Consider the following 22,434-nt stretch of genomic DNA (forward strand, 5'->3'; position numbering starts at 1 on the left):
TTGAAGGCCATTCTCTTGTATCGACGCCCGAAGCCGACAGCCGTCAATATGACCGATATCGAACGCCATCATACCGGTCAAACCAAATGCATGCCCGCTCCTCACCATCCGCCATCGTCATCGGCTCCGGCATCGTCGGCGCGGCGACCGCCTATTTTCTGGCGAAAAAGGGCGTCCGCGTCACGCTGATCGACGGCAGCGCGCCGGCGGCGGAAGCGACCGGCGCTGCCGATGGCGCGGTCTCCGTGGCCAGCAAGCGTCCCGGCCCGATGATGACAACGGCTCTGGAAGGCATTGCGCTTTACCGCAGGCTTGCCGAAGACGGGCTGTTCGCCGGCCTGTTCAAGCAGCGCTCGACCTTCATCATTGCCTCCAGCGCGGAAGAATGCACGGTGCTGGAGGCGCATGCGGCGGCCCTTTCATCCGCCGGCGTGAGTGTGGAGCACCTCAACAGCTGCGCATTGCGCCGGCGCTTTCCGGCGCTTTCCGAAAGCGCCTCACTCGCCGTCGAAGTCCATGCGGAAGGACACGCCATCGGCTACCAGATCGTTCACCGGCTGATTGCCGCCGCCGGCATCGCCGTCCATCGCAACACCCGCGCCAGCCGCCTGCGGCTTGCCGGCAATGGCGAACGGATCGAAGGCGTTGAAACCGACAACGGGTTTCTCTCCGCCGACGCCGTCGTCATCTGCGCCGGTTCCGGTTCCGAGCGTTTGGTCAATGTCGGCGCCGGGCTCATTCCGCGCAAGGGGCAATTGCTGGTGACCGAACGCGCCTTCGCCCTCAACGCCTCCATGCCCGGCGCGATCATGTCGGGCCGCTACCTGCTTTCCAAGCGCTCCGGCAGCAGCGAAGCTGGTCGGCCCGGACGCGGGTTTGGCCTCGTCATCGACCCGCTGGAAACGGGACAATTCCTGATCGGCGGCACGCGCGAAGCCTTCGGCGACCGCAAGGTCAACGACCTTGAGGCGGTATCCCGCATCCTGAGCGACGCCGTCGGGCTGGTGCCGGGCCTTGCCAGGCTGCGGCTTCTGAGAGCCTTTGCCGGCGCGCGCACCGCCGTTTCCGACGGATTGCCGCTGATCGGCAGGCTGCCCGGCATCGAAAACGGCTTCATCGCCACCGGCTTTGAAGGCGATGGCATCTGTCTCGGTCCGGTCACCGGCAGGACGATCGCCGAGCTTGTCACCGGCCAGCATCCCTCGATCGACATCAGTCCATTTGATCCCGCCCGCTTCGGCATCTGCGAGGTGGCGGCATGAACCGGGGCACATTCTTCTTCATGGGGCGCGAAATCGTCTTCCGCCCGGGCGAAAGCATCGCGGCCGCTCTTGTTGCCGAAGGCGTGACGCAGTTCGGCGCCGACGGGCTCGGTCAGCCGACCCGCTATTTCTGCGGCATCGGCGCATGCCAGGGCTGCATCGCCCGGGTCGACGGGATCGTGCGGGAAACCTGCCTCACCCCTGCCCGCGAGGGCATGCAGGTGGAAAGCATGGAGGGCGGCTATGTCTGAGCCCAGGAAAACAGCCGACGTGCTTGTCATCGGCGCCGGTCCGGCGGGGCTGTCTGCCGCCGCCACGCTCACGCGCGCCGGGGTTTCGATCGAGATCATCGAACAACGCCCGACGATCGGCGGCGCGATCTTCCGTCAGCCGATCGATGGCGTCACGCCGGTTCCCCAGCCGCGCGCGGCCAAGGCACGTTTCGCGCGGCTGAGACAGGCCGCCGAAAACATCCCGATCCACCATGAACAGGTTTTTATCGCGGTCGATGGCGATGGCTGGGTGGTGACGGAAAACCGCCGGACGGGCCGTATCGAGACACGGCGACCCAAGGCGGTGATCATCGCGACCGGCGCGCTCGAAAAGGTCCTGCCGCGTCCGGGCTGGCACCTGCCCGGCGTTTCCACCGCCGGCGGTCTGCAGGTGATGATGAAGGAAACCGGAAGGCCGCCTCAGGGCCGCGTCCTGCTTGCTGGAAACGGCCCGCTCCTTATCGCTGTTGCGGCCCAGATGGCGCGGCTTGGCAATCCGCCGGTCGCCGTCGTCGAGGCGGGCGCGCCCTTCAGGGCGGTATCCGCCGGGCTGCAGCTTGTCCGGTTCCCCCGATTGCTGATGGAATCCCTCGGCTATATGGCGACGCTCCTTGCCCGGCGGATACCGGTTCTGCAGGCGACAACGGTGCGCGATATCCGTCGGACCGACGACGGCCTTGCCGTCACGCTTGCCGGGCGAAAAGACCGCAGCCAGGAAATCATCGTTGATCGCGTTGGCCTGCATGACGGTATCCGGCCCAATGATTTCGCATTGCCGCCCGAAGGCCAGCCTTCCCCCAACCACCCCTTGATCCTCCATGCCGGCGACGGGCGCGAGGCGCTGGGCAGCAGCGCTGCCGAAGCCGACGGCCGCAAGGCCGCGGGCCAGATAATTTCGGCGCTCTCCGGACAGGCGCCAAGGCCCGAAGCAATGCTGGCGCACATGCGCGCGGCGCAGGCGGTGCTCGACCGGATTTTTGCGCCGGCGGCGGGCGCTCAATCCCTTGCGGCGCTGCCGGATGACACGATCCTCTGCCGCTGCGAAGGCAAGACGACGGGCGATCTGAAGCGGCTCGCGCTCGGCGTCGATGCGCCGTCCGAGCGCGAGATCAAGCACAATGGCCGCTTCGCCATGGGCGCCTGCCAGGGGCGGTTCTGCGCCCACAATAGCGCGGCGTTCATGGCCGAGATCAGACCCGGCCACGCCATCCCCGCGGCCAAAAACCTGGCCGGCAGGCGATGGCCGGTCCGCCCGGTCCCGATCGACGCCATGATCACCGCGGCACACTCCCCAATTGAACCGAAAGACCAGTGAGGCACCTATGGCACAGGCACAGGCGGCAATCCTGCCGAAAACAGAAACGATTTCCGTCCGCAACCCGTTTTCCGGCGCGCCGGTGGGCGAGCTCTGCGTGAACACGCCGGCGGAGATCGCCGCCGCCGTGATCAACGCCAAGGCCGCCGCCCGCGCCTTCCGCTTCTCGACCCCGGCCACGCGCCGCGCCCTGCTGAACGCGCTTGCAGCCGAAATCGCTGCAGATGCCGAAAATCTGGCGCGCATCGTGTCTTCGGAAATGGGAAAGACCATAAGGGAGGCGCGCAACGAAATCCGCCGCGCCCAGAACACGCTGAAGCTTGCCGGCGACGCCGCCACTTTCCTTGACGGCGAGGCTTTGCACTGCGCCATCGTCGAGGGCGGCGCGGACCGGCTTGCGACCGTGACCTACGAGCCGGTCGGCGTTGTCGGGGCGATCACGCCGTTCAACTATCCGGTCAATCTTCTCTGCCACAAGCTTGGTCCGGCGATCGCCGCCGGCAACGCCGTCGTCGCCAAGCCCTCGCCGAAAGCGCCGCTTGCGGCCAACAGGCTCTGCGAACTTGCCCGCAAGGCAGGCTGGCCGGAGGACCTGTTCCAGGTCGTCAATGGCGGCGCGGAGGCAGCGCTAGCTCTCGCCCGCGCCCCGATCGATCTTCTGTCGTTTACCGGTGGCCCGGCGGCCGGGCTGGCGCTCAAGAACGCCAGCGGTCTGGTGCGCTGCCTGATGGAGCTTGGCGGCAATGACCCGCTGTTCGTCCTGCCCGATGCCGACCTCGACCGCGCCGTTGCCACCACGATCGGGCACCGCTTCGAGATCGCCGGCCAGAGCTGCGCCGCCGTCAAGAAACTTTACCTCCACGCTGAGATTGAAAAGACCTTCACCGAAAAACTGATGGCCGCGGTGGACGCCATCGAGTTCGGAGACCCCGCGCGTGACGACACCGACATGGGAACCGTGATCGATCTCCCTGCGGCCCGCATGGTCGCCGAGAGGATCGAGGCCACGGTAAGCGCTGGCAAGGGTAGGCTTCTGACGGGCGGCAACCACGACGGCACCGTTTTCGCGCCGACCGTTCTGACCGATGTCGCCGCCGATGCCCCGGTCATCGCTGAGGAGACCTTCGGCCCCGTGATCGCGATCCGCCGCTTCAGCGACGCCGGCGCGGCGATCGCCGAGGTCAATACCGGCGAATACGGGCTGCAGGCGGGCGTCTTCACCAATGACCATGCCCTGGTCCGGATGTTTTCCCGCAACCTCGCCGTTGGTGGCGTGATGATCAACGAGGGGCCTGATTTCCGCGCCGAGCATGTGCCCTTCGGCGGCATCAAGCGCTCCGGCCTGGGCCGCGAGGGCGTACGCGTCGCCATCCGGGAAATGTCGGAACAGAAGGTCGTTATCGACTGAGGAGAGCATAATGCGTATCGGAATTCTCGGCGCTTCGGGCCGTGTCGGAACCAGTCTCGTGGAGCTGATCGTCTCCAATCCCGGCCTTGAGCTTGCGGCGGCCATGGTATCGCCGGGATCAAGGCTTGTCGGCAAGCCCGTTGCCGGCAGCAGCATTGAATACCGCCCCGCCGATGCGGCGATGAAGAGCCATTGCGACGTCATCATCGATTTTTCGACGCCTGAGGCCAGCATGGCGCTTCAGGACGCCATTGGCCTGAAGAACATACCGATGGTCATCGGCACCACCGGCTTCTCCGCCGAGGACGATGCCCGCCTTTCGGCCTGCTGCGCCCACCGGCCGATGCTGATCAGCGCGAATTTCGCCCGTGGTTTCGAGGCCTTCCGCCTGAATGTTCTGGGCTTTGCCCGGATGATGCCGGAGGGCGAGCCGCGTGTAACCGAGACCTATCATACCCGCAAGAAGGCCGAGCCTTCGGGGACATCGAAACTGCTTGCGGGACAGATCGAGGAAGCGAGAAGCGCCGTCATGGGCTTTGCCGCCGCAAAGACGCCGATCACCGTGTTCCGCGAAGGCGATACCGTCGGCATCAACGCCGTCAGCTTCGATCTCGGCTCTGCGGAAGCCCGTTTCACCTATCAGGTTCACACGCTCTCGGCCTATGCCGAGGGCGCCATCGCCGCGGCGCAATGGCTGATTTCCGGTCATCGCGAACCGCGCCGCTATGCACTCGCCGACAGCCTCGCGGCCCGGTGAAAACCCAATCAGAGGAGAACACAATGAACGAACTCAGGAGTCGATTTACCGGCGTTTTCACCGCCCTCGTCACCCCGTTTCGCGATGGATCGATCGATTTTGACGCCTTCGATGCGCTTGTCGAGCGACAGATCACGGCCGGCGTCGCCGGTCTCGTGCCCGTCGGCACCACCGGCGAGGCAGCAACCCTTTCCGATGACGAGGCCGATCAGTTGATTGCCCGCACGGTCGAGAAAACCAAGGGCCGCGCGCTGGTCATGGCGGGCGCCGGCGCCAACGACACGAAGAAGGCGGTTGAAAAGGTCCGCCGCGCCGAAGCGGCCGGGGCCGATGCCGTGCTCGTCGTGACCCCCTATTACAACAAGCCGACACAGGCGGGCCTGATCGCCCATTATGGCGCGGTGGCCGAGGCGACCGCGCTGCCCGTCATGCTCTATTCCGTGCCCGGCCGTTGCGGCGTCGAGATCGCGGCCGAAACCTGCGCGACGCTGATGCGCAACCACGCCAACATCTTCTCCATCAAGGAGGCCGGCGGCTCGGCGGCGCGCGTCAGCGAGCTGCGCCGCGCCTGCGGCGACGAGCTGATCGTGCATTCGGGCGATGACGGGCTGACATTGCCGTTCCTGTCGCTCGGCGCTGTGGGCGTCACCTCCGTCGTCGCCAATGTCGCGCCGGAATCCATGGTCGCGATGGTCAGGGCCTGGCATGAGGGCAACACCGCCCACGCGCTTGCGCTGCACGATCTGGTGGCCGAACTCACCGACGGCATGTTCGTCGAAAGCAATCCCGGCCCCGTCAAGGCGGCCTTGGCGCTGAACAACCTTTCGGGCCCGGAAATGCGGTTGCCGATGGTGCCGGTCTCCGATGCCAACCGCGAGCGTCTCGCCGGCATCCTGAACCGCTATACATCGGCGGCCTCAAGCGTGCTTGGCGCGCGCTGAGGCATCGCGGCAGCCCGACGGAAAACCGCCTGTTTTCGGTCCGGATTTGCGCAAGGACAATTGCCCGGCGCGCGGCAACGGCTAACAGAAATGCCGGTTCAACGCGCCGGACACGAACGACAGGAGCGGCTCTCCGTCTCGGGAGGAGCCGGACTTCACCAAAACGAGGGGAACCGAAATGAACAGAAAATGGCATCAACAGCAGTGTTGCGGGCGCTGGGCGGCCCGAACAGGGCATCGATGTGACAACCAGGGAGCAAGGTGATGCAGTATAACTGGGACTTTCATTCGGTATGGCAGTATCGCGACCTGTTCCTCTACGGGCTCGGGATCAGCATCGTCTACACGTTCGGATCGATCTTTTTCGGCGTGATCCTCGGCTTTATCACCTGCGCGGCCCGGCTTTCGCGGTTCAGGGTGTTCAACTGGATCGGGCGGATCTATCAGGAAATCTTCCGTTGCAGCCCGCTCCTGGTGCAACTGCTCTGGTTCTACTACGCCTTCCCGCTGCTGATCGGCGTCAATATCGACAACCGGTTCGCGGCCATGCTGACCCTGTCGCTCTATGTCGGGGCCTTCTACGCGGAGATCTTCCGCGGCGGGATCGTGTCGATCGACAAGGGCCAGCGCGAGGCGGCCGCCGCCATCGGCATGAGCCCGTTCCAGTCGATGCGACGCATCATCCTGCCGCAGGCGCTGAAACGGGTGCTGCCGTCCTTCATCAACCAGTCGGTCATCCAGTTCAAGAACACCTCGCTCGTCTCCGTCATTTCGGTTGCCGACCTCGCCTATATGGCTGCGGTGGTGAACGGCCAGACCTACCGGCCGCTGGAATCCTACACGGTCATGGCCGTGCTCTACATCGTCGTGCTGCTGCCTTTGATGCAGGCCGCGGACTGGTTTGAAAAACGGCTCAGGGTCAGCGACTGAGGGAAGGAAGATGAACATGACACAGCAAAGCCAGACCGGCGCACCGGTTCTCGAAGCTCTCGGCCTTCAGAAAAGCTACGGCATTCACGAGGTCCTGAAGGGGATCGACCTGATCCTGACGCGTGGCGAGGTGGTTGCCCTGATCGGCCCCTCGGGGTCCGGCAAATCCACCTTCATCCGTTGCCTCAACGTCATGGAGATGCCCACCGGCGGCACGATCCGCTTTCGCGGGTGCGATGTCGGCGCAAGCTTCCGCGATGCCGGCGACAAGATCGGGATCGGCACGCTTCGCCGCCATGTCGGCATGGTGTTCCAGCACTTCAATCTGTTTCCGCACAAGACGGTGCTGGAAAACGTCATCGAAGGGCCGGTGATCGTCTGCCGCAAGCCGAAGAAGGAGGCCATCGCCCACGCAATGGACCTTCTGGCCCAGGTGGGTCTCGCGGAAAAACACGCCGCCTACCCCAACCACCTTTCCGGCGGCCAGAAACAGCGCGTCGCGATTGCCCGCGCGCTGGCGATGGAGCCGGAGGTGCTGCTGCTCGACGAGGTGACGAGCGCACTTGATCCCGAACTCGTTGGCGAGGTTCTCGCCGTGATCCGCAAGCTCGCCGAAGACGGCATGACCATGGCGATCGTGACCCATGAAATGGCCTTTGCCGCCGATGTCTCGAGCCGGGTCCTGTTCCTGGATCAGGGCGTGATCGCGGAAACCGGCTCGCCCGACCAGGTGATCCTCAATCCACAGAACCCAAGGCTTCAGGCCTTCGTTTCCCGCTTCAGGGGCTAGATCATGGACAGGTTCAAGGTTGCGATCTTCGGCGCGGGCAAGGTCGGTTCCGCCCTTGCGGCAACGCTGTGTCTCACGGGCGACATCGACGTCACGATCATCGACCCTTCCGAGGAGGCGCTCGACGCGTTTGCGGCGCTTGGCCTGCCAGTCAGGGCGATCCGTGCGCGCCAGAAGGAAGGGTTGCCCGCCGAGGCGCGCGGCAGCGATCTGATCGTTGCCGCCGCCCCCGACTGGGCGGCCTCCGGCATTGCCGAACTTGCCGGCGCTTCACACGCGCATTTTCTGGATTTCTCCCCGGCGCGGCCTGAAAGCCTTTCCCTGCTGAAAAAACTTGCCGAAACGCGCCTGGTGCTTTCGGGCGCAGGCGTGGCGCCGGGGCTGGTGGACAACATCGCCTCGGGGCTGATGGAGCCCGGCCGCACGATCAGCGATCTGACGATCCGGGTCGGCTCGCTGCCGCGCTATCCCGCCAACCGGCTGGGTTACGGCCAGATCTGGGATATCGACGCGATGATCGAGGAATATACCCGCGCCTGCGAAGCCGTCCAGGACGGCAAGGCAGTGTTCCTGAAACCGCTGGAACATCTCGAAAAGGTCATTCTCGACGGAACGGTCTATGAGTGTTTCACCACCGCGCGCGGCCTCTCCGACCTGACGCCCTATCTCGAGGCGGGAGTGAGGAACGTCACCTTCAAGACCCTGCGCTATCCCGGCCACCTGGATTACATGCGCTTCCTTCTGGATGATCTGGGATTGAAGGGCCGCCGCGACATGCTCAGATCCCTGCTGATGAACGGGTTGCCGGTCATCGACGAGGACGAGCTTCTGCTGTTCCTGACCGCGCGCAGCACGCATCGCAATCGTCCCGCAGAACGGTCGCTGTCGCTGCGCTTCCGCTCAGACAGGCATCAGCCTTTCAACGCCATGACCTCGGTCGCCGCGGCCTACGCCGCAAGCCTGATCGACCTTCTGCGAAAGGGCGCGTTCGGCGCAAGCGGCATGGTGGCCCACAACCGTATCGAGAGCGAGAAATTGCTGGAAAACCCCTTCCTCAAGCGGCTGCTCGTGGCGTGAACGCGACAACCGCGGTTGGATGATCACGACGCGTCGTTTTCCATCGAGGGAACGCCACTCAGCGAGAACGGCGTCAATGCCGGGCTGAAGATCCGCTTTTAGTCTGTCGGCCCGTAATTCGGGCGTACGTAACGCGTCTGGATTTGCAGAGGGCCGGGGCTGTCGGGTGACGGTTCCGGCCTTCATGCCGATTCATCGAGTGAAACGGCCGTTTCATCGGCGACGCGTTGACCGGTTTCGGCGTGCTCTTTACAGCCATCATGCACTTTTTTTCCATTATTGACGTCGCCGCTGCGGCGAGCTGAGGGATGAGGACAGACTGATGGCCAAGGGTTGGAAGCGTCTGGGGGGCGAGCGCGGCGCGATTCGCGAAACCGGAAACAACGGAGCGACCGGCGCGGCGCTCCTCCTGACAACGGTCTCCGCCCTCGCCCTGCTGATGCCGCCGGCAGCCGGGGCGCAGACCGTCTTCTGCCTCTCTCCCGACGATGCCAGTTCCTGCACGATTTCGAGCGGCACTTACACGGCCAGCTATCCGCTGGTCGGCGAAGGCGATGATGGCGACGACGACAGCAATGGCGATGACGGCCCCGACTACCGGCTCGACAATTACGGCACGATCACCATCGGCGATGATGGCCGCTATGGTCTCGCGCTTTCCTCCAGCGGCGGCGATGGCGACGATGACGGTCACACGGATGGCGGCGATGGCGGCAATCTCTCGGTCTACAACTACGCCCCGATCACCATTGCCGGATCGTCGAATGACGAGGTCTACGGCATTCTCGTCCAGAGCCTCGGCGGCCATGGTGGTGGCGACGAGGATGACACCGGCGCCGGCGGCGATGATGGCGGACGCGGCGGCGACAGCGGCACGATCTATATCGAGAACAATTCCACCATTGCGCTTCAGCAGGCGCTTTTGAACGGCGGCGCGGGCATCTATGCGCTTGCCCATGCCGGCAAGGGCGGCGACCAGGATTCGACGGTTGGCAACCAGCGCGGTGGCAGTAGCGGCGACGCAAAGGATATGGCCATCGTCAACAATGGCGCGATCACGCTCGGCACGAGCAGCGCCCATATCGACGGCCGCGATTTCGGCTGGGGCATTGCCGCGATCGCCGAAGGCAACAAGGGCGGCCATGACAATGGCAATGGCGGCACGGGCGGCAATATCTCCGTCACCAACAATGGCACGATCGACATCTACTGGAACGACCACAACGGCTCCGATGACGGCGTGCGCGGCATCTATGCGCTGAGCAAGGGCGGCGATGGTCGGGATTCCGAAGACAACAGCGATGAGGGCGGAAAGGGAGAAGCCGGCTACCAGGTCGAAGTCTTCGTCAACAACGACATCCACATCGTCTCGGACAATCATGTCGACGGGCTTTCCGGCGCGGTGGTCGCCATCAGTCAGGGCGGCGATGGCGGCAAGGCGCCCGGCAGCAACAAGGGCGGCAACGGCGGCAATGCCGGCGACACCAGCGGCGATGTCGCCGGCCTCAGCAAGGTCGAACTGCATGGCAGCGCCAACATCACCACTCAGGGCGAGGCGATTTCGGGCGTCGTGATGCGCAGCAAGGGCGGCGATGGCGGCGATGGCGAGGACGGCGAACGCGACAGCTCCGGCGGCGATGGCGGCGATGGCGGCGCGGTTTCCGGCGGCATCTACGATACCGCGTCGATCACCACGTCCGGCACGTCTGCCTATGGCTTCCTTGCCCAATCGATCGGTGGGACCGGCGGCGATGGCGGCGACGATACCGCGCTTGTCGGCCAGACCGGCGGCGGGGGCGTCGGCGGCGATGGCGGGCGCATCACCTTTGCGACCGACAGCGGCACGGCAACGGAAACCTCCGGCGATTATGCCGCGGCCATTGCCCTGCAGTCGATCGGCGGCGGCGGGGGCACCGGAGGCGATTTCGTCACCGTGCTCGGGGCCGGCGGCGCCGGCGGACAGGGCGGCGATGGCGGCGCGATCACCGCGTCCAATGCCGGCCTCATTTTCACAAGCGGCAATCTGGCGCCCGGCATGCTGGTCCAGTCGATCGCCGGCAGCGGCGGCGCGGGCGATCTGCCGGTCGCCTCGATCATCAGCCTTGGCGGTGACGGCGGCCTTGGCGGCGATGGCGGCCATGTCTCCGTCACCAATACCGGCATCATCGCGACCTTCGGCTATGGCTCGCGCGGCATCATCGCCCAATCGATCAGCGGCGGCGGGGGTGCTGCCGGCACGCTTGGCGGCGGCAAGCTTATCGTCGGCGGCAGCGGCGGCGGCGGCGGGGCCGGCGGCCTCGTCCAGGTTTACAATCGCGGCTCCGTGCAGACCTCGCGCAACGCCTCGACCGGCATTCTGGCGCAGTCGATCGGCGGCGGCGGCGGCGCGGGCGCGGGCGGTTTCGGCCTGCTTTCCGTCGGCGGCCAAGGCGGCGAAGGCGGCGATGCCGGCGCGGTTCAGGCCTTCCTCGAAGACAGTTCGATCTCTACCGGCGGCGATTTCTCCTATGGCCTCTCGGCCCAGTCGATTGGCGGCGGCGGCGGCGATGGCGGCGACGTGCTCGATTTCGGCGTGCTTGTCGGCGTCGGCGTCGGCGGCAGCGGCGGGATCGGCGGCGATGGCGGTCTCGTCTCCGTCGGTAACCGAAATCTGGTCACCGGAGCCTATAGCGGCGCGCCGGCCGTCGCCACCGCCGGCGACAATGCCTCGGCCATTCTCGCGCAGTCGATCGGCGGCGGCGGCGGCACGGGCGGCAATGCGGTGAGCGAGGCCGTGCTGACGGTCGCGCAACTGACCGTGGGCGGCGATGCCGGCGACGGCAGCACCGGCGGCAGGGTCGATGTCGCCTTTAATGGCCTGCAGGCTTCGACGCTCGGCTCCAATTCCAACGGCATTGTCGCGCAGTCGATCGGCGGCGGCGGCGGCATTGGCGGCGCGGCTTACGGCGCGAATGAATCGCTGGTGTTCGCCTCGACCTTCTCGCTTGGCGGCACGGGCGGCCAGGGCGGCGATGGCGGCCGGGTCAATGTCGACCTCACCGACAGCATTATCTCCACCGGCACGGCCGGCGACGACACGTCGGATTCGATCGGCATTCTCGCCCAGTCCATCGGCGGCGGCGGCGGCATCGGCGGGCGCGCCATGTCGGCGGCGATTGCCCAGGTGATCCCTGTCGAGGTGCCGGTCTCGATGAGCTTCACCCTCTCGGCGGGCGGCGATGGCGGCGCGGCCGGCAAGGGCGGCGATGTCGATGTCGGGCTCAACGGCACGACCGGCGTAATCACCGCCGGCGACGGCTCGCACGGCATTCTCGCCCAGTCGATCGGCGGCGGCGGCGGCGCCGGCGGCAATTCCTGGACCTATGCCATGACCAGCGGCCTCGGCGCCGGCGTGTTCTCCGCATCCTTCGCCGAGACGCTCGGCAGCACGGGCGGGGCCGGCGGCAATGGCGACACCGTTACGGTGGCGCTCAACGACACGGCTTCGATCGTGACCAGCGGCAATAATGCCGATGGCATCGTGGCGCAATCGATCGGCGGCGGCGGCGGCAATGCCGGCCGGGCGTCGACCGGGGCTTCCGCCTCGTTCGGGTTTTCCGGCTTCACCGGCAAGAAACAGCTCGGCGGCGATGGCGGCGCGGGTGGAGCCGGCGACTATGTCACGGTCACGCTTGCCAATGGCGCCGGCGTCGCAACCTCTGGCGACAATTCCCACGGCCTCGTGGCGCAGTCGATCGGCGGCGGCGGCGGCACCTCGCAGGGCAGCGCCTTCGGCATTTCCGGCAAGGTCGGCGTTTCCGGCACGCCGATGACGGTGACCGGCTCGCTCTCCATGACGCTCGGACTGAAGGGCGGCCTTGGCGGCGACGGCTCCGACGTGACGATTTCCGATTACGGTACAATCACCACGACCGGTGTCGGCTCCATCGGCATTGCCGCGCAGTCGATCGGTGGCGGTGGCGGCATCGGCGGCTCGGTCGCCGGCAATGATGTTGCGGCCGGCTCCTACCTGTCGCTGCTCTACCAGACCTATCAGGGCAATGTCGGCATTGGCGGCACGGGCGGCACGGGCGGCGTCGGCAAGGCAGTCGACGTCACCTTCGGCGGCTCCATCGGCACAAATGGCGATCATGCGATCGGCATCATGGCGCAGTCGATCGGCGGCGGCGGCGGTCTCGGCGGGGCGGCGACCATCCCCGGCGGCAGGGTGACCGGCGAGGCCAACCTCCTGCTCGGCGGCACGGGCGGCGATGGCGGCGACGGCGGCAAGGTGACGGCGACCTTCGAAAACGCCAATGCGATCGTCACCAACGGTGTGATGGCCCACGGCGCGCTGCTGCAGTCGATCGGGGGCGGCGGCGGCGTTGGCGGCGATGCGACCGACAACCCCTTCGGCGCGATGGTGCTCGGCGCCAATTTCGGCGGCGATGGCGGTGAAGGCTCGGATGGCGACACCGTCACCGTCAAGGGCGGCACGGCCAACATCGCGACCAATGGCAATGATGCGATGGGCCTGGTGGCCCAGTCGGTCGGCGGCGGCGGCGGCCTTGGCGCGATCGGCAGCGGACAGGATTCCTACCGCCTGCGCGATGCGACGCTGCAAATTCAGGTCGGCGGCAATGGCGGAAGAAGCGCCCATGGCGGCGACGTCAACATCCAGTCCGGCCTCAACATCACCACCAATGGCAGCCGCGCCTTCGGCGTGCTCGCCCAGTCGGTGGGCGGCGGCGGCGGCATGGGCGCGGTCGGCGCGTCCGATGTCATCCTGTCGCTCGGCGTTGGCGGGCGCGGCGGTTCTGGCGGCGATGGCGGCGATGTCACCGTGATCGCGGGCAATGGCAGTTCCATCGAGACCCATGGCAGCGGCGCGCACGGCCTCTTCGCCCAGTCGGTCGGCGGTGGCGGCGGCATTGCCGGCGACGCGACCACCTCGACGCTCTCGCTCGACCGCAAGTTCGACAGCATCGAGGGCAGCGGCGACGGCGGCGATGTCGGCGTCCAGTTCGACGGCACGATCAACGTCTCCGGCGTCGACGCCTTCGGCATCGTCGCGCAGTCGATCGGCGGCGGCGGCGGGTTCGGCGGCGACAGTTCCGGCGCGTTCGCCGGCTCGACCAGCCTGTTCGGCGATGGTCACGGCGGCGACGTCAACGTGGTCCAGAGCGGCGAGATCAACGCGATCGGATCGAACGGCATCGGCATTTTCGCGCAGAGCCAGGGTGCTGCCAGCACCGATGCCTCCGATCTCGGAACGATCAGCATCGAGGTCGGTGGCACTGTTGGCGGCGGCACCAATCAGGGCGCGGGCGTTTTCGTCAGCGGCGGGCGCGATAACGTGCTGCTCGTCGATAACGGGGCCATGATTAGCGCCTATTCCGGCACGGCGGTGCGCTTCGTCGGCGACAGGTCATCGGCCGATGGCAGCAGTCTCGACATCTACAATTACGGCGTGGTCGCGGGCGATGTCATGCTGGAGAACGCCGACGGCAACGGTTCGGGCGCGGGCTATGAATACGACCTTGCGACCCAGAGCCTGGCCACAACCGCGTTCATCGCGGTCCCCTACAATGCCGGTACGTTCAACAATTTCGGCGTCAGCGGGGGCGCGCGGACGCTGCAGGCCAATGTGGTCAACCACGGCCAGCTGTTCGTCGGCGACGAGAATGGCATCGGAGAGACCCGCGTGACCGGCGACTTCCGGCAGGCGGACAGCGGCACGCTGGTCGTCGACGCCGATTTCGAAAACAACCGCATCGACCAGCTCATCTTGCAGCAGGACGCGACATTGGCGGGCACGCTCGATGTCGCGCCGATCTCACTGCTGCCGCGCAAGCTCTCCTTCCTCACGGTGGATGGCGCGCGCACCGGCACGCTGACCGGCAAGCTCCACGACATCTTCACCTACAAGGTTCTGGAGGAAGGCTCGTCACTGGCTCTCTCGGTCGACGCCGATTTCGACGGTTCGCGCTTCGGCCTGACCGGCAACCGCACCCGCATCGCAGACTATTTCCAGCGGGTCTGGGATATGGGCGGCGAAGGCTTCGGCACGGCCTTTGCCGAACTCGCCAGGGCCGGCGGCGGCGGACTAGCCAATGCCATCGACGCGATCCACTCGCCGATGTCCGCCGTGCCTGCGGCGCAGTCCGCCTCGATGGCGCAGCAGCGTCTCGACCGGCTGATGAGCTGCCCGGTCTTCGACGGTCCGACGGCGATGATCGTGCAGACGGAATGCGTCTGGGCGCAGTTCGGCGGCCAGCGCTTCAACCAGGGCACGATCGATGGCGTCAGCGGCTATGACGACACCACCTACAGCTATGCTCTTGGCGGACAGTTTGCCATTGCCGATGATCTGTTCATGGGCCTGACGGCGGCTTACGAGAACAGCGACATCAATGGCGCGGACGGCCGCACCTCGGTCAACGGCGACACATTCGCGGTCGGCGCAAGCCTGAAGTACAATCCGGGGCCCTGGCTTTTTGCCGGCGCGGTTTCGGGCAGCTACGGCTCGTTCGACAACAGTCGCCAGTCGGTCCTCGGCTCGGTCGGCGGTCTGGCGACAAGCTCGAGCGACGTGTCGACCTTCGCCGCCCGCGGGCGCATGGCCTACACCTTCGCGCAGGACAGCTTCTACGCCAAGCCCTATGTCGATATCGACCTGATCTACGCCAATGCCGGCGGTTACACCGAAATCGGAGCCGGCGTGTTCAACCAGACGGTGGAAGACAGCGACCAGTGGGCGATCATGGCCTCGCCGTCCTTCGAGGTCGGCTCGCGCTTCGCCCTGTCGGAAACCTACCAGCTTCGCAGCTATGCGCGGGCCGGCGTGACCGTCTCGTCGGCTGACGACTGGACCACCAAGGCCCGCTTCACCGCGGCCCCGACCGGCGCGGGGACCTTCGACGTCACCCTGCCGATGGACGATGTCTTTGGCCGCATCAGCCTCGGCGCGGAGCTGACCAATCTCGACAACGGCATGCATCTGCGCGCCGAATACGACGGGGCGTTTTCGGAGAACACCTCCAGCAATTCCGGAATGCTACGGTTCTCCTACGATTTCTGAAACTCGAGGCGCCCCGGCATGGGGCACCTTAAGCTGCTGACAAAGCACCGAGCTTTGACCATGATGTGTCATCGTCCCTTCGTTCTTGGGTCATGCTCGGACTTGATCCGAGCATCCAGGCGATTAAGTCGCTGAATTTGCAAAGATTTATAGAAAGCCCTTGCCGGGTGGCCTGGATCCTCGGGTCAAGCCCGAGGATGACCCGGGATGTAGGAGACCTTTGTCAGAAAACTGAGGCGCCCCGGCAAAGGGGCGCCTCGAAACCACGATCAGCTCTGGCTCGTGTCGACGCGGGCGATGACCGAGAGGCCGGGGGCGAGCTTTTCGGCGTCGGTCTGGCCCGGATCAATTTCGATCCTGACGGGGACACGCTGGGCGACCTTGGTGAAATTGCCGGTGGCATTGTCCGGCGTGATCACCGAGAACTGTGAACCCGATGCCGGCGAGAAGCTCTCGATATGACCGGTGAAGGCCTCGCCGTTCAGGGCATCGACGGTGAAGGTGACCTTCTGCCCCGACTTCATGCCGCTCAACTGGGTTTCCTTGTAGTTGGCGATCACCCAGCGGCTGTCCGGCACCAGCGCCACGAGCTGGGCGCCGGCGGTGACATACTGTCCCTCGCGCGCCTTGACCTGGCCGAGCGTGCCATCGCGCGGGGCGGTGATCTTGGTGTTGTCCAGGTTGATTTCGGCAAGCGAGCGCGCAGCTTCGGCCGCAGCCACGCTGGCTTCCAGGGCGCGGCGGTTGACGATCGTGGTCTGCAGCGCCTCCTTGGCGACCGCGACCTTGGCATTGGCCTGCGCGACCGCGGCTTTCGCCTGATCGAGCGTTGCCCGCGCCTTGTCCATGTCGCTGCCGATCGAAAGCTCTTTGGCGCTCAGACGTTCCATGCGCTCCCATTGCGACTGTGCGTTTTCAAGGCTTGCCTTGGCGCTTTCGACGCCGGCCTCGGCGGAGCTGATATTGGCCTTGGCAGTTTTTTGCGCCTGTGCGTTCGCCTCGAGCGCGGCCTCGGCCGAGCGCAGGCTGGCCTCAGCCTGGGCAAGCTGCTGGCTATAGATCCGGTCGTCGAGACGGACCAGCAGATCGCCCTTCCTGACCGTCTGGAAATCGGTCACGGGGACTTCGGCCACAAGGGCGGAGAGCTGCGGCGAAAGCAGCGTGACCTTGCCCTGGACATAGGCGTCGTCGGTGCGTTCCACCGACCCGTCGAAGGGCGGCAGGTTCCAGGCGAACAACAGGGCGACGATGCCGGCAATGCCGATGGCGAGCGTCAGATAGGTGGCAAATGAGCGGATAATGCGTGTCATCTTGAAATGTCTTTTTGGTTGTCAGGCGGCGAGGCCTTCGGCGGCGGCGCGCTTGTGTTCCCATGTCTCGAAGGCGACATCGACGATGAGAACGAGAAGGGCGACGCAGGCCAGAAGGCAGAGGAAACGAAAGGCGTCGTTATAGGCAAGCACATAGGCCTGCTGCCGCACCTGGCTTGCGAACTGAACGGTGCCTTCGGCCTTTCGCACCACCGTGTCGCTGATGGTCGAGCCGTAGGCCCCGGCAAGCTGGGCGATGCGCTGGCTGACGAGCGGATCGCCGGCGGTGAGATCCTGCGCAAGTGCGGCGGAATGAACCTGCTCGCGCCAGGTGACGAAGCTTCCGAACAGGGCCGAGCCCAGGATCCCCCCGATGCGCTGGGTGGTGAGGAACACGATGATGAAGCTCAGGAGATAATTGGGGCCGCGTTTCAGCGCGGCCATGACGCCGACCAGCATGGCGGGCGGCAGATAGAGACCGGAGGCAAAGGCGATCAGGGTCTGGCTCAGATACATCTGCGAAGGCCGGGTCAGGCTGGTGGAGTGGCTGTCGAGCCAGGTCCCGATGATCAGCAGCACCAACGCGAAACCATGCATGGCGGCAACCCTTCCGGGCTTCAAGAGCAGGGAACACGCCGCGCCGGCCGCGATCGTGGCAAGCATGATCACGATATAGAGGCCGCGCAGCTGCTCGTTGCCGAGCCCGAGCATCATGAAGAACGCCCGCGCGCCGCTCGACTGTTCCGAGAGGATGATGCGGAAGATCAGCAGCGCGCCGGTGAAATGGATGATCTCGGCGGAGGTAATCCATCTGATGTCCAGCAGCGGATTCTCCCGGTGCGTCTCCATCAGCACCATGATCGTCAGGCAGGCGACGCCGAGGATCATCAGCCAGCCGATCCAGGGCTTCTCCGTCCACCAGTAGAACCTGCCCACCGTCAGCGCGACGGTCAGCGCACCCATGCCCACGAACAGGAAGGCGAAGGCGATCAGGTCGTTGCGGCTGATCACCTTGACCCGCTCACCAGACACTAGCGGCAGCTTGTAGATCAGCGCGAGCGAAATCAGCGCGAGGCCGATCTCGCAGATGTAAAGCCGCTGCCAGCCGCCATGGTCCAGAAGAACCGGCGCCATCAGCCCGGCAAGCGGCGTGCCGAGCGAAATCACGGTCATGGCGGCGCAGATGCCGATCGAGAACTTCTTCTCGCGCGGCAGGCCCTCGAGCATATAGAGGATCGCGATCGACGACATCGGCGCGGCGGCGACGCCGGCAAAGAAGCGCACGATAATCGCGGACTGATAGGTGTCGGTCCACAGATGACAGAGACTGATCAGCACGTAGAGAACGATCGAGATTTCGGCGAAGCGGCGAATGCCGAATTGCTGGCGCATCTTGAACAGCATCAGCGTCAGGCTGGCATTGGGCACCAGATAGGCGGCAAGCAGCCACGTCGCCTCCGCCGTCGTGGCTTTCAGCGGACCGGCGATCTGCTGGATCGACACGGTGATGAATGACATGCCAAGGGCCTGGGTCAGGCCGACGACGGTTGCGGCGAACATGTAGAGGAGCAATTGCGGCAGAGGTTTCGGCGGCTGCGCCGGCGGCGCGCCCGGATAAAGCGGCGGCGGTGACGCGGGTTGTTCCTCCGGCGTTTCGGCGGCCTTCTCTTCCGGCCCGTCGCGCAGTTCGGCGCTTTGGACGGCGCTCATGGTTTGCGCTCCATCCGTTCGATGCGTCCCACGATCGCGTGCAGCAGGCTGGTCGCGTCCTTCAGCGCTTCTTCGTCTTCCGGAACAAAGAAGGCGCCGATAAAGCTGGCGCGTTCGGCAAGCAGCTTTTCGGCCATCGCCTTGCCGTGAGGGCGCAGGCGCACCAGGTTGACCCTGCGGTCATCCGGGTCGGGCACGCGCTCGATCAGATCGAGCTCAGCCATCCTGTCAAGCATGCGCACCAGCGTCGGCTTCTCCAGCTCCAGTTCACAGGCAAGCGCGCTCTGATTGCAGCTCTCGCTCCTGGCAAGCAGGGTCAGCACGCGGGCGCGCGAAAAGGTCAGCCCCAGCTCAGCAACCCGCGCATCGTAAAGCGTGCGCATCTTGCGACTGGTAACGCCAACCGCCTCGATAAAGGCGATCTGCAATTCGGTGGATGTCTGGGACATGTCGATAGAACACATATGTTAGGCAGCTATTGGTTAGCATACTACATATAAATTTGACAAAAGCAAGGCGTCCAGGTTTCGGCCTGTTAGGCCGTACCGAATTTATTGCTGATCACGGCGATCAGCACCTGCGGTCAATGCGGGTTGTCCTTCGGCAGAAATATCGCGGCAGAGGCTTGATGCGAAGCGTCGCGGCGCGCTTCGACGCTATGCCAGGCGTTTTCCGGTCTGATGATCGAAGAAATGCAGCTTCTCCCGGTCGGGCGTGATGTGCACCGTCTCGCCCAGGCGGAGCGGCATGATGCCGCGCGGAGCGCATGTTACGATGGTGCTGCCGATATCCACCTCCACATGGGTCTCGGCGCCGAGAACCTCGATATCGTAGACCCTTCCGGCAATGCCGGTTTCGGAAAGCGCCATGTCTTCCGGGCGGATGGCGAGCGTCACCGGCCCCTCGGGCAAATGGTCCGCGGCAAAGCCCGGCTCGATGAACTGCCCGTCTTCAAGCATGCAGGTCCTGCCGCCGTCTCGCCGCTCGATCCGCGCATCGATGAAATTCATCTCCGGCGACGAATGTGTTGGCCGGCCGGGTGTAGAGTTCCATCGGCGGGCCGACCTGCTGGATTTCGCCGTCCTTCATCAGCACCACGCGGTCGGCCAGCGTCATCGCCTCGACCTGGTCATGGGTGACATAGATCGAGGTCGAGCCGAGCCTGCGGTGGAGCTGGCGGATCTGGTGGCGCATTTCCACACGCAGCTTGGCGTCGAGATTGGAAAGCGGCTCGTCGAACAGAAAGACGCGCGGATCGCGGATGATCGCCCGCCCCATCGCCACCCGCTGGCGCTGTCCACCGGAAAGGTCCCTGGGTCTGCGATGCAGCAGCGCGTCCATGCCGATCGTCTTCGAGGTTTCCTTGACGCGGGCGGCGAGCGCTTCGCCGCTTTCGCCCCGGATCTTCATCGGAAAGCCGATATTCTCGTCGACGCTGAAATGCGGGTAGAGCGCGTAGGATTGGAACACCATCGCGATATCGCGTTCGCGCGCTTCCATGTCGTTGACCACCTCGCCGCCGATCCTCATCGTGCCTGACGATATGGTCTCGAGCCCCGCGATCATGCGCAACAGGGTGGACTTGCCGCAGCCGGAGGGACCGACGAGCACCACGAACTCGCCTTCGGCGATCGACAGGTTGATATCGCTGAGGGCCTGGAACCGGCCGAAATTCTTGCAAATGGACTGAAGCTCGACAGTGGACATTCTTGTCTCCCAGAGCATTTCGCGGTCAGGCGGAACCACTCGACGACCGCGAAAACGCGTTTAAACTCTACTTCACCGAACCGGCGGTCAGGCCGCGCACGATAAAGCGCTGGCCGAGGAACATCAGCACGATCGCCGGCAGCGCCGACAGCACCGATGCGGCGGCCATTTCGCCATGCTGGATTTCGTATTGTCCCGCATAGGCCGCAATGGCGACGGGCACGGTCATCGTGTCCTTGGCGGTCAGATTGAGGGCGATCGAGAACTCGCTCCACGAGAAGATGAAGGCGAGCAGCCCGGCTGCAATGAGCCCCGGCACCACCAGCGGCAGCAGAATCTTGCGAAACGCGGTGGTGCGCCGGCATCCGTCAATCATCGCCGCCTGTTCGAGGTCCCTCGGAATATTGTCGAAGGCCGCCATCATCAGCCAGATCGTCATGGGCAGGTTAATGACGATGTGGGTCAGGACCAGCGCCGTCAGCGTATCGAACAGGCCGATCTGGCGGAACATCACGTACCACGGGCCGACAAGCGTGATCGGCGGAACGATGTTGAAGGTCAGCGTCCAGGCGAGAAAGATCGCGCTGAACATGCCGGAACTGCGCCGCCACGCCAGCGAATAGGCCGCAAGCGTGCCGATGGCGAGCACGACGACCGTGCTCGCGACGCCGACGATCAGGCTGTTCAGAAGGTTCTTCGGGAAATCCGAGCTGCGGCCGAACAGGACCTGCTGATAGTTCGAGAATGTCGCCTCGAAGGGGAACTGTCCCATCAGGATCGCGATCTGGTATTTGAGCGAGACCGCGACGATCCAGAGGAAGGGCGCTGCGACGAGCAGAAGCGCAAAGGCCACCAGCACCCAGATTGCCGCATTCTTTACAGGTTTCCGGACCATCAGCGCGCCCTCGCCAGCCGACGCTGCGCCAGCGCGAAGGCGCCGAGATAGGCACAGACGATGGCAATCGTGATCAGGGCGATCAGCGCGCCATAGCCAAGCTGGTTCTGTTTGAAAAAGACCTTGTAGACGTAGAGGCTGATGACTTCCGTTGCCGTGCCGGGGCCGCCCGACGTCAGCAGATAGATCTGGTCGAACACCTTGAAGGCAACGATCGAGCGGAAGATGAAGGCGACCATCAGCGCCGGCCACATCAGCGGAATGACGATGTGGCGCAGTTTCTGGGCGTAGCTTGCGCCATCGATGGACGAGGCTTCCATGACCTCCTCCGGCAGCGCCTCAAGGCCCGCCAGCAGGATCAGGAACACCAGCGGCGTCCAGTGCCAGATATCAACGATGATGACGGCGATCAGCGCGGTGCTTGTCGATCCGAGCAGGTCCATCGGGGGAATGCCGACCAGGCCGAAAAGCCAGTTGATGACGCCGAATTCGGGATTATACATCAGCCGCCACATATTGCCGATGGCGACCGGCGGAATGAGGATCGGCAGAAGCATGCCGGTGCGCACCAGCCCGCGACCGCGCACGATCTCGCTCACGGCCAGCGCCAGCGCAAATCCGAGCACCATCTCGAACGCCGTTGCGACCAGAACGAAGATCAGCGTGTTGCCCATCGCCCTGCGGAACACCCAGTCGTCGGCAAGCTTGCCGAGATTTTCCAGAAACGCGGGCGTGCGCACCAGGTCGCCGCCTTCGAAGGTGATTGTCGAGGCCGCCATCTGGAACAGCTCGATCAGCGGAAACACGCTCAGCGCCAGGAAGAACGCGGCGGCCGGCAGGATCGCCAGCAGTTTGAAATGGCGGTCGATGAAGGCCCATAACGGCTCGAACGGACCCGTCTTGCCAACATGCGAGCGTGGCTGTGTCTTGTGCGACATGCAGAACTCCGGCGAAAGGGCGGGGCCGCCATTGGCGGCCCCGGATTTCTGTCTTGAAACGT

At 65.0% G+C, this 22,434-nt stretch carries 17 protein-coding genes; 10 read left to right on the forward strand and 7 right to left on the reverse strand.

The features are described 5' to 3' along the window. Positions 1–86 precede the first annotated feature (86 nt). The 10 genes from V6766_RS06870 (at position 87) to V6766_RS06915 (ending at position 15,812) form a co-directional block, all read left to right on the forward strand. On the forward strand, positions 87–1,262 hold the full coding sequence (locus V6766_RS06870; RefSeq protein WP_448464837.1) for an NAD(P)/FAD-dependent oxidoreductase: 1,176 nt from the start codon (positions 87–89) through the stop codon (positions 1,260–1,262). Further along, positions 1,259–1,513, forward strand: coding sequence for a 2Fe-2S iron-sulfur cluster-binding protein (locus V6766_RS06875; RefSeq protein ID WP_448464839.1), 255 nt, complete (start codon positions 1,259–1,261; stop codon positions 1,511–1,513). The genes V6766_RS06870 and V6766_RS06875 overlap by 4 nt, the downstream gene beginning before the upstream one ends. Next, positions 1,506–2,849 carry an FAD-dependent oxidoreductase gene (locus tag V6766_RS06880; protein WP_448464841.1) on the forward strand — a complete coding sequence of 448 codons (1,344 nt, stop codon included), beginning with the start codon at positions 1,506–1,508 and terminating at the stop codon, positions 2,847–2,849. Before V6766_RS06875 ends, V6766_RS06880 begins: the two co-directional genes overlap by 8 nt. A 7-nt stretch (positions 2,850–2,856) precedes the next feature. After that, complete coding sequence (locus V6766_RS06885) at positions 2,857–4,257, forward strand: aldehyde dehydrogenase family protein (protein WP_448464843.1); 1,401 nt, start codon at positions 2,857–2,859, stop codon at positions 4,255–4,257. A gap of 10 nt (positions 4,258–4,267) precedes the next feature. Further along, the gene (locus V6766_RS06890; RefSeq protein WP_448464845.1) at positions 4,268–5,014 is read left to right on the forward strand and encodes a 4-hydroxy-tetrahydrodipicolinate reductase; all 747 of its coding nucleotides are present in this window, start codon (positions 4,268–4,270) and stop codon (positions 5,012–5,014) included. Between the two features lie 23 nt (positions 5,015–5,037). Beyond that, positions 5,038–5,955 (forward strand): 4-hydroxy-tetrahydrodipicolinate synthase, encoded by a 918-nt coding sequence (gene dapA, locus V6766_RS06895; RefSeq protein ID WP_448464847.1) that lies wholly within the window; start codon positions 5,038–5,040, stop codon positions 5,953–5,955. 264 nt (positions 5,956–6,219) lie between these two features. Then, positions 6,220–6,885: an amino acid ABC transporter permease gene (locus tag V6766_RS06900; protein ID WP_018066810.1), complete on the forward strand. Its 666-nt coding sequence runs from the start codon at positions 6,220–6,222 to the stop codon at positions 6,883–6,885. A gap of 10 nt (positions 6,886–6,895) precedes the next feature. Continuing rightward, complete coding sequence (locus V6766_RS06905; RefSeq protein ID WP_448464849.1) at positions 6,896–7,675, forward strand: amino acid ABC transporter ATP-binding protein; 780 nt, start codon at positions 6,896–6,898, stop codon at positions 7,673–7,675. Between the two features lie 3 nt (positions 7,676–7,678). Beyond that, on the forward strand, positions 7,679–8,752 hold the full coding sequence (locus V6766_RS06910) for a saccharopine dehydrogenase C-terminal domain-containing protein (RefSeq protein WP_448464851.1): 1,074 nt from the start codon (positions 7,679–7,681) through the stop codon (positions 8,750–8,752). A gap of 322 nt (positions 8,753–9,074) precedes the next feature. Continuing rightward, positions 9,075–15,812, forward strand: coding sequence for an autotransporter outer membrane beta-barrel domain-containing protein (locus tag V6766_RS06915; RefSeq protein WP_448464853.1), 6,738 nt, complete (start codon positions 9,075–9,077; stop codon positions 15,810–15,812). Positions 15,813–16,081: 269 nt separating this feature from the next. Here V6766_RS06915 and V6766_RS06920 read toward each other — a convergent pair whose 3' ends face one another. The 7 genes from V6766_RS06920 to V6766_RS06950 all read right to left on the reverse strand — a co-directional run bounded on the left by V6766_RS06920 (position 16,082) and on the right by V6766_RS06950 (position 22,372). Further along, complete coding sequence (locus V6766_RS06920) at positions 16,082–17,122, reverse strand: HlyD family secretion protein (protein ID WP_448464855.1); 1,041 nt, start codon at positions 17,120–17,122, stop codon at positions 16,082–16,084. Positions 17,123–17,143: 21 nt separating this feature from the next. Next, a complete protein-coding gene (locus tag V6766_RS06925; protein ID WP_448464857.1) occupies positions 17,144–18,832 on the reverse strand; it encodes an MFS transporter in 1,689 nt (562 codons plus the stop codon). Continuing rightward, positions 18,829–19,281 (reverse strand): MarR family winged helix-turn-helix transcriptional regulator, encoded by a 453-nt coding sequence (locus tag V6766_RS06930; RefSeq protein ID WP_448464859.1) that lies wholly within the window; start codon positions 19,279–19,281, stop codon positions 18,829–18,831. Before V6766_RS06930 ends, V6766_RS06925 begins: the two co-directional genes overlap by 4 nt. A 207-nt stretch (positions 19,282–19,488) precedes the next feature. Then, complete coding sequence (locus V6766_RS06935) at positions 19,489–19,791, reverse strand: TOBE domain-containing protein (protein WP_448464861.1); 303 nt, start codon at positions 19,789–19,791, stop codon at positions 19,489–19,491. Beyond that, a complete protein-coding gene (locus V6766_RS06940; RefSeq protein WP_448464863.1) occupies positions 19,784–20,539 on the reverse strand; it encodes an ABC transporter ATP-binding protein in 756 nt (251 codons plus the stop codon). The genes V6766_RS06935 and V6766_RS06940 overlap by 8 nt, the downstream gene beginning before the upstream one ends. A 67-nt stretch (positions 20,540–20,606) precedes the next feature. Beyond that, positions 20,607–21,434 carry a carbohydrate ABC transporter permease gene (locus V6766_RS06945; protein ID WP_448464865.1) on the reverse strand — a complete coding sequence of 276 codons (828 nt, stop codon included), beginning with the start codon at positions 21,432–21,434 and terminating at the stop codon, positions 20,607–20,609. Next, a complete protein-coding gene (locus V6766_RS06950; protein WP_448464867.1) occupies positions 21,434–22,372 on the reverse strand; it encodes a carbohydrate ABC transporter permease in 939 nt (312 codons plus the stop codon). Before V6766_RS06950 ends, V6766_RS06945 begins: the two co-directional genes overlap by 1 nt. Positions 22,373–22,434: the final 62 nt, after the last annotated feature.

Source organism: Martelella sp. AMO21009 (genome assembly GCF_053484295.1).

Coding starts and splice junctions, on each gene's coding strand:
- V6766_RS06950 (WP_448464867.1), bottom strand. CDS start 22,372: ATGTCGCACAAGACACAGCCACGCTCGCATGTTGGCAAGACGGGTCCG.
- V6766_RS06940 (WP_448464863.1), bottom strand. CDS start 20,539: ATGTCCACTGTCGAGCTTCAGTCCATTTGCAAGAATTTCGGCCGGTTC.
- V6766_RS06880 (WP_448464841.1), top strand. CDS start 1,506: ATGTCTGAGCCCAGGAAAACAGCCGACGTGCTTGTCATCGGCGCCGGT.
- V6766_RS06920 (WP_448464855.1), bottom strand. CDS start 17,122: ATGACACGCATTATCCGCTCATTTGCCACCTATCTGACGCTCGCCATC.
- V6766_RS06900 (WP_018066810.1), top strand. CDS start 6,220: ATGCAGTATAACTGGGACTTTCATTCGGTATGGCAGTATCGCGACCTG.
- dapA (WP_448464847.1), top strand. CDS start 5,038: ATGAACGAACTCAGGAGTCGATTTACCGGCGTTTTCACCGCCCTCGTC.
- V6766_RS06890 (WP_448464845.1), top strand. CDS start 4,268: ATGCGTATCGGAATTCTCGGCGCTTCGGGCCGTGTCGGAACCAGTCTC.
- V6766_RS06930 (WP_448464859.1), bottom strand. CDS start 19,281: ATGTCCCAGACATCCACCGAATTGCAGATCGCCTTTATCGAGGCGGTT.
- V6766_RS06875 (WP_448464839.1), top strand. CDS start 1,259: ATGAACCGGGGCACATTCTTCTTCATGGGGCGCGAAATCGTCTTCCGC.
- V6766_RS06915 (WP_448464853.1), top strand. CDS start 9,075: ATGGCCAAGGGTTGGAAGCGTCTGGGGGGCGAGCGCGGCGCGATTCGC.
- V6766_RS06925 (WP_448464857.1), bottom strand. CDS start 18,832: ATGAGCGCCGTCCAAAGCGCCGAACTGCGCGACGGGCCGGAAGAGAAG.
- V6766_RS06945 (WP_448464865.1), bottom strand. CDS start 21,434: ATGGTCCGGAAACCTGTAAAGAATGCGGCAATCTGGGTGCTGGTGGCC.
- V6766_RS06910 (WP_448464851.1), top strand. CDS start 7,679: ATGGACAGGTTCAAGGTTGCGATCTTCGGCGCGGGCAAGGTCGGTTCC.
- V6766_RS06935 (WP_448464861.1), bottom strand. CDS start 19,791: ATGCTTGAAGACGGGCAGTTCATCGAGCCGGGCTTTGCCGCGGACCAT.
- V6766_RS06905 (WP_448464849.1), top strand. CDS start 6,896: ATGAACATGACACAGCAAAGCCAGACCGGCGCACCGGTTCTCGAAGCT.
- V6766_RS06870 (WP_448464837.1), top strand. CDS start 87: ATGCATGCCCGCTCCTCACCATCCGCCATCGTCATCGGCTCCGGCATC.
- V6766_RS06885 (WP_448464843.1), top strand. CDS start 2,857: ATGGCACAGGCACAGGCGGCAATCCTGCCGAAAACAGAAACGATTTCC.